This is a genomic window from Clostridium psychrophilum (assembly GCF_018861705.1).
GTDB classification, from domain to species: Bacteria; Bacillota; Clostridia; order Clostridiales; family Clostridiaceae; genus Clostridium_AD; species Clostridium_AD psychrophilum.
Map to the genome: position 1 here is coordinate 179995 of NZ_JAHLEC010000001.1, position 12604 is coordinate 192598.

The 12604-nt window shown below is 30.1% G+C and carries 9 protein-coding genes; 5 read left to right on the top strand and 4 right to left on the bottom strand.

Going from position 1 to position 12604, the window contains the following annotated elements; all coding sequences use genetic code 11:
* The first annotated feature begins 107 nt into the window (after positions 1-107).
* Positions 108-971 (top strand): cation diffusion facilitator family transporter, encoded by an 864-nt coding sequence (locus KPL38_RS00810; RefSeq protein ID WP_216285609.1) that lies wholly within the window; start codon positions 108-110, stop codon positions 969-971.
* Positions 972-1061: 90 nt separating this feature from the next.
* On the opposite strand, the gene KPL38_RS00815 is transcribed toward KPL38_RS00810, so the two are convergent.
* Positions 1062-2069 (bottom strand): N-acetylmuramoyl-L-alanine amidase family protein, encoded by a 1008-nt coding sequence (locus KPL38_RS00815; RefSeq protein ID WP_216285611.1) that lies wholly within the window; start codon positions 2067-2069, stop codon positions 1062-1064.
* Between the two features lie 260 nt (positions 2070-2329).
* On the opposite strand from KPL38_RS00815, the gene KPL38_RS00820 reads away from it, so the two are divergent.
* A complete protein-coding gene (locus KPL38_RS00820) occupies positions 2330-2707 on the top strand; it encodes a hypothetical protein (RefSeq protein WP_216285613.1) in 378 nt (125 codons plus the stop codon).
* Between the two features lie 151 nt (positions 2708-2858).
* Here the strand turns inward: KPL38_RS00820 and yidA are convergent, their stop codons facing one another.
* Positions 2859-3689 (bottom strand): sugar-phosphatase, encoded by an 831-nt coding sequence (gene yidA / locus KPL38_RS00825; RefSeq protein WP_216285614.1) that lies wholly within the window; start codon positions 3687-3689, stop codon positions 2859-2861.
* A 197-nt stretch (positions 3690-3886) separates the two neighbouring features.
* On the opposite strand from yidA, the gene KPL38_RS00830 reads away from it, so the two are divergent.
* Positions 3887-6217, top strand: a complete 2331-nt coding sequence (locus KPL38_RS00830; RefSeq protein ID WP_216285616.1) for a diguanylate cyclase — start codon at positions 3887-3889, stop codon at positions 6215-6217.
* 301 nt (positions 6218-6518) lie between these two features.
* On the opposite strand, the gene KPL38_RS00835 is transcribed toward KPL38_RS00830, so the two are convergent.
* The gene (locus KPL38_RS00835; RefSeq protein WP_216285618.1) at positions 6519-7154 is read right to left on the bottom strand and encodes a flavodoxin family protein; all 636 of its coding nucleotides are present in this window, start codon (positions 7152-7154) and stop codon (positions 6519-6521) included.
* Between the two features lie 375 nt (positions 7155-7529).
* Between KPL38_RS00835 and mltG the strand changes: the two genes are divergently transcribed.
* The gene (gene mltG, locus KPL38_RS00840; RefSeq protein WP_246577744.1) at positions 7530-8309 is read left to right on the top strand and encodes an endolytic transglycosylase MltG; all 780 of its coding nucleotides are present in this window, start codon (positions 7530-7532) and stop codon (positions 8307-8309) included.
* Between the two features lie 279 nt (positions 8310-8588).
* On the top strand, positions 8589-9941 hold the full coding sequence (locus KPL38_RS00845; RefSeq protein ID WP_216285622.1) for a citrate/2-methylcitrate synthase: 1353 nt from the start codon (positions 8589-8591) through the stop codon (positions 9939-9941).
* A 174-nt stretch (positions 9942-10115) separates the two neighbouring features.
* Here the strand turns inward: KPL38_RS00845 and KPL38_RS00850 are convergent, their stop codons facing one another.
* On the bottom strand, positions 10116-12524 hold the full coding sequence (locus KPL38_RS00850) for a preprotein translocase subunit SecA (protein WP_216285623.1): 2409 nt from the start codon (positions 12522-12524) through the stop codon (positions 10116-10118).
* Between the last annotated feature and the right edge of the window lie 80 nt (positions 12525-12604).

Consider the following 12604-nt stretch of genomic DNA (forward strand, 5'->3'; position numbering starts at 1 on the left):
AATAATTATTTTAGTGTAACAATTTTGAAAATAAACACATAGTTTATATTGTAAAACAAATATAATCTTGACTATCAACATAACTAATTTGAAAGGATTGAATAAAAATGACTAAGCAGAGTTCTGCTTTATTGTCTATAGTTTCTAATACTGTATTAATAATTTTTAAAGTTATAGCCGGAATATTAATGGGCTCAGTTAGTGTTATTTCTGAAGCAATCCATTCTTCTATAGATCTTTTGGCGAGTATTATTGCCTTTTTCTCCATTAAAATATCCTCCAAAGCTGAAGATAAAGGTCACCCTTTTGGACATGGTAAATATGAAAATGTATCTGGTTTTGTTGAGGCGTTATTAATTTTACTTGCTGCTGCTCTAATAGTATATCAAGCCATAAAACGAATGTTTGAAGGTGGAGCTGTAGAAAATATAAGTCTAGGTATATTTGTAATGTTAATAGCCTCTGCAATTAATTTTGTTGTTTCAATGATTTTGTTAAAGACAGCCAGGAAAACCGATTCTATTGCCCTAGAGGCTGATGCTATGCATCTTCTAACAGATGTATATACATCCATTGGGGTAGTAATCGGGCTTTTACTCTTAAAAGTAACGAAGATACCAATTATTGATTCAATTACAGCTATTGTTGTTGCAATACTAATAGTTAAGACTTCTATAGATTTAATCAAAAAATCTTTGAATGATTTAGTAGATTGCAAACTTCCAGATGATGATATTTCAAAGATAGTAATCATACTTAACTCTCACAACGAAATCACTAAATACCATAACTTAAGAACTCGCAAAAGTGGAAGCACGCGAGAAATTGATGTGCATATCCATGTTGTAGAAAATGCCTCACTAATTGATGCCCATAAGCTCTCAGATGAAATTGAAGACGAACTAAAAAATGTTTTCCCTGGAGATTCATATGTAATGATTCATCTAGAACCAGAAACCGTCGTTAAATAACATTTATTATACTAATAAAATAAAAGGACATAGAAAGTAATTGTTCTCTCTATATCCTTTTTAAAATATATTTGTATAACTAATGATAAGTTATTTTAGTGCATTGTAGATTCCATCTGCCAATCCGTTAGCTATCTTAGCCTGGTAAGCATTTGTATTAAGCAATTTGTCTTCACTAACATTAGATAAAAAACCCATTTCTACTAAAATAACAGGAACCTTTGACCAATTAAATCCTGTCATATCATCTCTTTGCATAACACCTCTATTATTCATGCCAACATCACTAACAAGGCTTTTAAAAACTGTTTCTCCATAACTTTTACTTGTATTATATATTGCATTAGTGTTTTTAGTATCTGAAGGAACAAGCATTGATGCACCTTTCGCGGATGTATTATTATTCGAATCTGCATGAATTCTTATAACTAAATCTGCCTTAGCTTTATTTCCAACCTCAGCTCTTGCAATATTACCGAGCATTAAACTATTTTGAGTTTTAGTCATTATAACAGTGTAACCTTTTGCTTGTAGCAAACTTCTTAACTTTACTGCTACTGCCATATTAACCACATACTCTGGAGTTCTTGAATTAATGCCTTGTGCTCCACCTGGTTCCTTTACTTTCATTATGCTTGAACCTGGAGCTTCTGGTTCTTTTACGCTACTACTAATACTAGCATGACCTGGATCTATTACAACAACCTTCTTAGATGCTCCATTTGAACTCTTCTTATATTCATCAGTTTTAACTGCGGATGCCTTTATAGCTTCAGTCTTAACTGCAGTTGCCTCTTTTTTTGCTTTTGATTTTTGGGCTGCCGCTTTTATCACTGACGCTTTCTTTAATTTTATAGCCTCCGATTGCTTTGCTATTTTATCTTCTTCTTCCTTTTTCTTTGCAACTTTCGAAAGTGTTGCTTCTTCTTGTATTTCTTTATTTTTTGCAGCACTACTTAAGGTTTTGTTCTGCTGATTTATTTTTATGGTCTGTACTGATTGGTTATGTTTTTTTATAGAATAGTTTGTACCATACAAAACTCCACCTATAACAAATAGACACACAAAAGCTAATATAATTTTCCTTTTCTTTAACATTATGATCCCCCTTGTATATATATTTTTTAAAAAATAATTTCTAATATTTTCCTATTGATCAGTTAACAATTAATACAAATGTAATTATAGCAGATAATCCTATAAAATAAAAAATATTTTGTATCCATTTATATCCAACTTATACACAATATCGTCTTAATTATGTTTTATATATTAAATTCCAAGCATCTCATAGTATTACAAACTAATAAAAAACCTAAAATAATAATATTAAAATTATTAAAAAAGGAGGACTTTTAATGGACAACAATATTTACAATAATGAAGACCGTTATAAAATAGAAAAAGCTAATAGAATTGAGGCACTCGAAAATATAATACAAAATCATACTAGAACGGAAAGACATTTAGAAAAATTTTCAGATATAAATTCATTAGAAAAATATAGTAACACAATAATAAAACAAGTTTCAAGAGAAGATAACATTGAAAATTTAGAAGAGAAAATTTTAAATAATGGGCAAAGAAACTCTGCTAATATAGAAGAGTTAGAAAAAAATTATAATTTTGCAAAAGGATATATAAATCATAATAAAGATCATATGGATCCACAAGCTTTGAAAAATATGGAAGAAAGACAGCAAAATAGAAGAGCTGAAATGAATGAATTAACTTAACATCTAGGATTTCTTATATTATTAAATTTTTTAAAAAAATAGAAAAGTTAGTAATTAAATATTACTAGCTTTTCTATATTTGTTAAATCATCTCCTGGGTCGCTTCATCAGCTTCGAAGAAGATGGCAGACTTGAAGCTTCCAAAATGTTGTTAAACTGCTAAGTCTTCTTGTTTATCACTATTTAAGATAAATTTATTGATAATAAATGCTACCCCATCTTCCTCATTTGTTTTAGTTATAAAATCAGCAGCTCTTTTAACTTCTGGAAATGCGTTACCCATTGCAACTCCAAGTCCAGCATATTTAATCATATGAATATCATTTCCAGCGTCCCCTATACATATAACTTCTTCCTGTTTAATGTTTAATTCTTCAGCAAGTGCTGAAACACCTGAGCCCTTATTAACAGATTTAGGAAGAAATTCTAGATAAAAAGGTGCACTTCTAACTACTGTGTATTTACTACTTATTTCTGCAGGGATTTTTGTCATTACTTCATCTATAATATCTGACTTATCTACAAACATTACTTTAACTATAGTAGTACTTGGATCTACATCCTCAACAGGACTTATTTTGCATGTAATACCATTCCAGTGTGATTCTTGCCTAGTATATTCATTGTCTTTAGGAGAAATCACTGAATTCTCAGTTAGCGCATGTATATTTACCTCTAACTCTAAACTAAGCTTGTACAAACTTTTATAATCTTCAAGAGTTAATGTTGTTTTAGATATTATTTTACTACCTTCAGTACTTTGAACAAGTGCTCCATTAAACGCTACAGCATAATTATTCTCTGAAATTAAATTAAGCTCTTTTAAATATTTTTTAAACCCAACTAATGGTCTTCCTGATGCTAATACAATTTTCACTCCATTTTTTGTAGCTTGTTGTATTGCATCATAATTAGCCTGGGAAATTTTCTTTTCCTCATTTAATAATGTTCCATCCATATCGATTGCTATTAATTTATACATTTATATATTAATACCTCCATGTAAATACTTTTCTTATAAACAACAAGTATATCATAAAATTTTATAAGTAATGGATTTCATGCTTTATAAATATTAAATTAATTTTTAAATTTAAAAATAAATAATGACATTTTTACATAATTAGGATAATATAATACTATTATACCATAATGTGTAAAAGGGGAGGCTTCAATATAATGATAAAAAAAGAGAAACCATTAACCATAACTCTATCTATCATTATATTAGCCTCTTTGTTATATGTTATATTATGTTTAAATAAATTAATTATGCCAAATACATCGCCGCCTATTAATTCTAATAAGGGAGTACTTGAACTTTCAAATTATGATTTTAATAAAAGCGGGTATACAACTCTTAACGGACAATGGAAGTTTTACTGGAAACAATTATTATCTCCAAAAGATATTGCTACAAAAACTCCATCTTATATAGATATGCCAGTTGCATGGAATAAATATAATAAAAATTATAGTTCTTCTGGATATGCTACATATAGTCTAAATATAAAATTAAATTCTAAATATAAAAATACTCTTTTAGGTATAAGCGTTCCCTCGATGTTATCTTCCTATAAATTATGGGTAAATGGAAACCTCTTCTCATCCAATGGTGTTGTTGGTCCAACAAGTTTTTCGGAAATACCTAAGTCTGTACCCATAACGAGTTATTTTATGAATAATAATAAACAAGTTAATTTAGTACTTCAAGTATCCAACCATAACTTTCGCGATGGAGGCATCCTAAACAAAATTTATTTAGGCACTGAATCCCAAATGATGAATAAAAGAGAGACTTCTATTGCTCTTAATTTCTTTTACTTTGGTGTATTACTTATAGTAGGCTTATATCACCTTTGGTTATATATTTTTGCAACAGAAGATTACTTCAAACTTTATTTTGGAGCTTTGTGCATAATTACATCCTTAAGAACCTTAATTGTTGGCAATGGCTATATCTTATCTATATATAATAACTTAACTTATAGCTTTGACATTAAATTAGAATATATAACTTTTTATGCTGCAGTCTATTTTATGCTAAGTTATATATGTATGGTTTTTAAGGACATTTACTCAAAAATTATCAACATAAGTTGCAAACTTTTTTGCTCCGTTTTTATAATTTCTACTATTTTCATTTCACCACTACTTGCTTCAAAAATCATTATCATATTTAAATTATTTATTTTTTGTATGATTTTATATGATACTTTTATTGTGTTAAAGACATATCATAACAAAACGAAAAAGCTCATATTTATTTTTCTTGCTTGCTTAATGACCATTATAATAATTACAATGTCCTTATTAAATTATATAGACATAAATAGAATCAATAATTATTTTCTATTAGCATCTTTTATTTTCATACTCTTAAATGCTTTTTGCTCTGCCAAAAATGAATCTAAAGCATGCATAAGGATTAAAAATTTGTCTAAGGAAAAAGAAAATTTTCTCTTATCAGGAAAACTTTATGAAGCTACATATCTCTTAAATTCCACTTTAAATTTAGACGAAGTTTTAGATAAACTATTAAAATCTTTAAAAACTCTAGTACCTTACGATAGTGCATCATTTTTTATGGAAGAGAATAACCAGTTTACTATTACTGCAGCATATGGTTTTAAAAACGCAGATGGCATTTACAAAATATGTATTAGCAAAGATGATGATGAATTATTTAAAGAAATATATCAAACTAACACTACCTTATTAGTTACAAATGTTAAAGAAGATCCTCGTTTTACTCATTATATAGGTGTGAGCAATATAAAAAGTTGGATGGGTATACCTATAATTTTCAAGAACAAAATTATAGGCATTTTAACACTCGATTCAATTAAAAATGACATTTATACTAGCTATCATTGTGACATAGCATTATCCTTTGCCTTTCATGCAGGAATGGCTATAGAGAATGCTAAATTACACGGTAAAGCTAAGAAACTAGCATGCATAGACTCTCTAACTAATTTGTACAACAGACGTAGGTTTTTTGAACTGGCAAATATAAGTTTTAATAATGCGAAAAAATCGTTTAAACCTATTTCATCTATCATGATTGATATTGACGATTTCAAGAAGATAAATGATACCCTAGGTCATCATACCGGTGACTTAGTATTAAAGCGTCTTTCTAAAGTCTGTTCTGAAATTTTAAGTGATGATAATATTTTAGGTCGCTTTGGTGGTGAAGAATTTATGGTATTATTACCTAATACCTCATTTAAAGAAGCCGAAATGGTTGGAGAAAATTTACGAAGTGCTATAGAAAACAATCCTCTGATTGTTAGAAAATCTGATTCAATAACTATCACCTCGAGTCTTGGTGTTGCATCCATTACTCCTACAATGCAAAATATAGATTTTTTATTCATCTCTGCAGACAAAGCTATGTATAGGGCAAAAGCTCTTGGTAAAAATAAAGTTATGTCAATAAATTTAGATCTTGAGAATGCAAAAAAGTATAAAGACATCCGTAATGATTTTCAAACAGAGCTCTAAACTAGAAATTTAATTAAGAAATTCTAATCTTTTGCTTATATAAAATTCTTTAACGCTCACATTCGGCGTCCTGCCTCAGGTTCACTAGCCTGCCTCAGGGTAGTTCTCTGGGGGACATAACAATTATTAATTGTTATGCAACCTGTGCAGGCTTACGAGAATTTTATAAACTCAAAAGAAGAATTTCTAAACTAAATTTCAATAGTTTCTTCGTATCTGTTTGCAAATCATTATGGATAAATCCTATACTTTTTTATTATGCTAAATGACTTTGGAACAAATTATTGACTAATTTTAATCACTATCTTATAAAGTTCATGAATACCTTGTCTTCAACTTTAGGTTCTTCTATTTTATCTTTTCCAGCATCTACAAGTTTCAAAAGCCATGACATATTTTTGCCGAGAACGCTCATAATCTGCATTCCCTCTTTATCTTGAGTCGCTTCACCTGGTGTTGTACCAAAAACTACATTCCAATAATTTGATGTAGGCATTACCATTTCTGAATAATTAATATAATTATTCAATTGATCGAATGTTGGGATTCCACCTGCACGTCTTACTGCGACAACGCTAGCTCCTACTTTATGTCTAAGCATGCCTCCATTTGTAGATGTTACAAGAAATGCACGATCTAAAAATGATTTCATTGTTCCAGCTATTGCTGAATAATGTACCGGAGAACCTAAAATAATTCCGTCAGCCTCTTTCATTTTTTGAATCCATTCATTAACCTCATCATTTTTTATAACACATTGTTCATTCATATTTCTACTACATCCACCACAAGCTAAACATCCACGTATTACTTTATTACCTACATGAATAATCTCTACCTCTATATTTTCTTTTTTAAGTTCTGTAGCTACAGCTTTTATTGCCTCATAAGTGTTTCCGTTCTTATTAGGACTACCGTTAAAAGCAATGACTTTCATAATATATACCTCCATATAATTTTATTAATTAATAATTTTTTCTAACCTATAATCATTATAAGGCCACAAAATTTCATTAACAAGTACGCACTTTTAAGTTAGATAACTTACCTTTAGGTAAGAATTTACCCACAGGTAAGCGAACTTGCCCTCAGTTGGCAAGCATTTACCATTTAGTTTTGTTATTATGCGCTATAATAATTGATGTGTTAAAAATTTTATTTTTATATTAAGTCAAACATGTTAATTTTTAATAAAAAAATTGTATATTTATGTGTTTTAATATATAATATACTAACAATACATTTAGCATAAAAGGAGTTGAAATTGGTTCTTTAAACTCGATGATTTGTAGAGAACATGAACCTTATAATTATGAAATTTATAAAAATATTACTTAAAATAATTATTCTCATTTTAGTATCTTTTGGAATAGTTCATCTGGGATTTATATTATATAACAAATATAATGTAGTAAAAGTTACAATCCCCGAGGGATATACATATCAAAAAATAGGTCAATCGCTTCAAAAATTAGGATTAGTTAATGAAAAAGATTTCGATAATCAAGTTGAAAACTGGACAGATAATAATTACTGGTTTTTGAAAGGATTGCCAAATAATAAACATAAGTTAGATGGTTTCTTATATCCTGACACATATACTTTTAGAAAAGATGCATCAAGCAAATCCATTATAAACGAAATGCTTAAAACCTTCGAAGCAAATATACAACCAAATGAAAATTATATAACTAAAAATAAGTTAAAAATAAGAAATGTTGTAATAACAGCATCTCTAATTGAAAAAGAAGCAGGAAAAGATGTAGATAGATCCAAAATAGCAAGTGTAATATACAATAGGTTGAACAAAAAAATGCCACTACAGTTAGATGCAACCATTCAATATGTAGTTGGATTCAAAACTAAACTATACAATAAGGACCTAGCAGTAAAATCTCCATACAATACTTACTTAAACAAAGGTCTACCTCCTTCACCCATATGTAACCCAGGAATTAAATCAATAAATGCCGCACTTCATCCTGCAAATACTGCTTATTTTTACTATGTATTAAATAGTAAAACTGGTATACATGTATTCGCTAAAACATATGCACAGCATGTTAAAAATGTATCTTTATATATAAAATAAGTAAAAAGGCCTCCACATGATGTAAATAAATATCATTGTGTTGGTTAATACTTTATTATTTATTATTTATTATTTATTATTTAATATGAAATTTTCTATATTTTCTACGTAATTTAGTGTAATATAATTTGTAATGTAATAATTATATTTAATTAAAATAAAAAATTATGCAATACACTGAAAGTGTAAATACACTAAAAGTGTAAATACACTAAAAGTTCAAAATGATTATTCGTAAAATATTCTGTTATAAAAAACGATTAAGCGAGGTGTGATATTATGGATATTGAAAAATTGAAAGAATTCAAAAAAAACATTCCCGAAAAATTGAATAGTTTTATTGATCCAGAGTTATATCTTAAATATCAAGTTAAGCGAGGACTTAGAGATCTTGATGGTCGTGGTGTTCTTGTAGGTTTAACAGAAATTAGTGAAGTAACTTCCTCTATTGTTAAAGACAACAAAATTATTCCGGCTCCAGGTTCTTTAAAATACAGAGGCGTAAACATTGAAGATTTAGTAGACGGTTTTCTTAAAGATGGTCGGTTTGGATTTGAAGAAACATGTTATTTATTGCTTTTTGGTGATCTACCTAATGAAGAAGAACTTAGAAACTTTATAGATTTGCTTTCTAAATACCGAAATCTTCCTGATGATTTTGTACGAGATATGATATTGAAAATGCCAAGTAAAAATATAATGAACTCAATAGCAAGAAGTATACTAGCACTATATAGTATAGATGATAAAGCTGAGGATACCTCTGTAAGCAACGTTTTGGAGCAATGCATGAGATTAATTGCATGTTTCCCACTTATAGCTGTTTATGGTTATCATGCTCTGTCTCATTATCATAATAATAATAATTTAATTATTCGTAGTCCTAACGCAGAGCTAAGTACTGCTGAAAATATTCTGTATATGCTACGCGATGATAGCAAATACACAAAACTTGAAGCTACGCTACTTGACCTTGCTCTAGTTCTTCACGCAGAGCATGGTGGTGGTAATAACTCAACATTTGTTACACATGTAATAACATCCTCTGGTTCCGATACCTACTCTGTAATAGCTGCTGCACTTGGTTCTTTAAAAGGTCCCAAACATGGTGGTGCAAACATAAAAGTAGTTCAAATGTTTGAAGATATGAAAGAAAAAGTTAATGATTGGACAGATGATGCAGAAATCACAAAATATCTTTCAAAAATTCTTACTAAAGAAGCCTTTGATAAAACTGGTCTAATATACGGAATGGGACATGCCGTTTATTCTATATCTGACCCAAGATCTGTTATATTTAAACGATATGTTGGAAGACTTGCTAAGGCAAAAGGTTTAGAAGATGAATATAACCTTTATTCAAAGGTAGAAGAACTAGCGCCTATTGTAATTGGTAGTGTACGAAAGATTTACAAAGGAGTAAGTGCTAACGTAGACTTCTACTCCGGTTTTGTATATAGAATGCTTGGTATACCAGATGATATGTACACTCCTATCTTTGCTATAGCCAGAATAGCTGGTTGGAGTGCTCACAGGCTTGAAGAAATAACAAACAATGGTAAAATTATTAGACCTGCATATAAATGCGTTGGAGAAAATAGTCCTTACGTTCCATTAGATGATAGAAAATAATAGTATCTAATGAGTTTGAGTTGCAAATCATGTGAATAACGTAATAATCAACTTTATAATTTTGCTATTTTAAAAAATGATGGTTCTAATATACAAACTAAGGAAAGTCTAAATTTTAGGCTTTCCTTAGTTTGTATATTAAATTATTATTTAGTAGTTATAAAATAATATTATTCAAATTTTCCCTTTAAGTTTCTTTCTAATAAACATAGATATCTTTTCAATAAACTCCATCACATATACAACATGTGCTCGTGCGAACCCTTCACCATTAAGATTTCCTCCACCTTGGCTACCTGTTACCATCAAAATAAGTGTGTCCATTACAGTGTTGTCTTTAACAAGATATGTCCAAGTAGATGTAGGTGGTTTTATCCGTCCTTGTAAACTTAAGAGACCCCTCTCTGATTGTTCCATATTGGTAAAATCCATTAAAATATTTTCTTGAATAGCTTGCTGCAAATTCTCAAAACACTGATTTGTTTCCCTCTGAAACTCTCTTAAAGGATTTTTACCTCCTAAGACTTTAAGTTTCATGCCATTTTGAATTATGGCTATATCAGATAGGTAATTTGCAAAACCCTCATCAATATTATATAAAGCTACTTGCTTTTGAAGTTTATTTATACAGTTCTCATCGAATAGTTCATTTAATTCTTCATAAAGCTTCTGATTTTCCCCTTTCAATATATTAAAAGGTTCCCTACCATCAATTATACCCAACCGTCTATGATATACCATAAGTCTATGTCTTTCTATCAATGAAGAATATTCCCATAAAGCTCTACGCAAATCGGAATTCTGTCCTTGAATAATTCGCTGCACCTGGTTTATCTTGCGAGCTATTCTAGGATCAACAATTGGTCCCTCCTGATTCTTAGGCCTAATATAAGCAGGTATTACATTATCAATGCCATATTTTTTAATCAAGTCATCTTCAAGACTTATAAAAAATCTACACATTCCAACATCACCTTGGCGCCCCGCTCTACCTCTAAGTTGTTTATCAATACGTTTGCTCTCATATCTATTTGTCCCAATAATGTACAATCCACCTAAAGCAATAACCTTGTCCTTGCTTTCACCATTTGTTCCACCTAATTTTATATCAGCACCACGTCCAGCCATATTGGTTGAAACAGTAACTGCACCTATTACACCTGCCTGCCTAATAATACTTGCTTCAAGCTCATCATTTTTAGCATTTAGAACCTGACACTCAACCCCGCTTTCTTTTAATTTTAATGCCAAATAATCTGAATCTAATACACTTGAATTTCCAATTAAAATAGGTTGTCCTGTGGCATGTACACTTACAATCTCATTAATTAAAGCTTTGTACTTTGCCTCCTTGTGAGTAAATATTACATCTGGATAATCTATTCGTTTGCAAGTCACATGTGGAGGAATAACAAATACGTCTAGGTCATAAAACTCGCTAATCTCATCTACAGAATCCATAGCAGTGGCAGTCATTCCTGCAACCTTTTTATAAAGCAAAATAAAACTTTGAAGGGTTATCTGATTCATAATTCGCCCCTTAGTTCCATTCATAATATTCTCCTTAGCCTCAAGTGCTTCTTGGATTTCATCTGGCCAATGCCTATTTTCAGCTACCCTACCAGTAAATTCATCTACCATTTCAATTTTATTATCCCGTACAATATAATCTATGTCTTTTTTAAGCATTGCCTCCGCATAAAGTGTATTATGTACTTCGTTAAGAAGTTTAAGATTTTCCTCAGAGTATAAATTATCACAACCAAGCGCCTCTTCTACAAAGGCTAAGCCTGCTTGCGTTAGAAACACATTTCTTTCATACTCATCCTTATCATAATGTACTTTTGGTTTGAGTTTCTTTATAATGCTCGTGGTAGACAAAAGAGTATTAGCGCCATTTCGTCCTTTTGTTGCAATCACCAGTGGTATTCTAGCTTCATCAATTATTATAGAATCTGCTTCATCCACAATAGCAAAATTTAAACATCGCTGAACACATTCACTTTTTTTATAACAAATAGAATCCCTCAAATAGTCAAATCCAGCTACTTTTGCTGTTATATACGTAATATCACATAAATAAGCCTTATGTTTATCTTCATTTTTCATATCATCCTGCACAAACCCTACAGTTAGCCCGAGACTTTCATATATAGGCCCCATCCACAATGCATCACGAGCTGCAAGATAATCATTAAAAGTAAGAATGTGACAACCAAAACCAGAAAGTGCATTTAGATATGCGGGAAATACTGCAGCTAGGGTTTTACCTTCTCCTGTCTGCATTTCAATGAGCCTTCCCTTATGGATAGCTATGCCAGCTATTATTTGCTCATCATAAGCCTCTAAATCCAAGACCATTTTAATTGCTTGTTTTACAAGTGCAAAGGCTTCTATAATTATTTCATCAATAGAAACTCCTTGTGAAACTCTTTTTCTAAGTTCATTTGATTTATATAAAATCTTCTCATTATTAATGGAATCAAATTCCACACTGTTTATTTCATCTACACTTCTTTTGTAATTACTATATTCAGCTTTATTAGCCAAACGTATAATTCTTTCAAGCATAACTTTTGGCATATATATCACCTCACTGACAATCTGATTTTATTTAATATGCTATGAAATCTACTACACTAATCTGTTAGATATTAACCTTT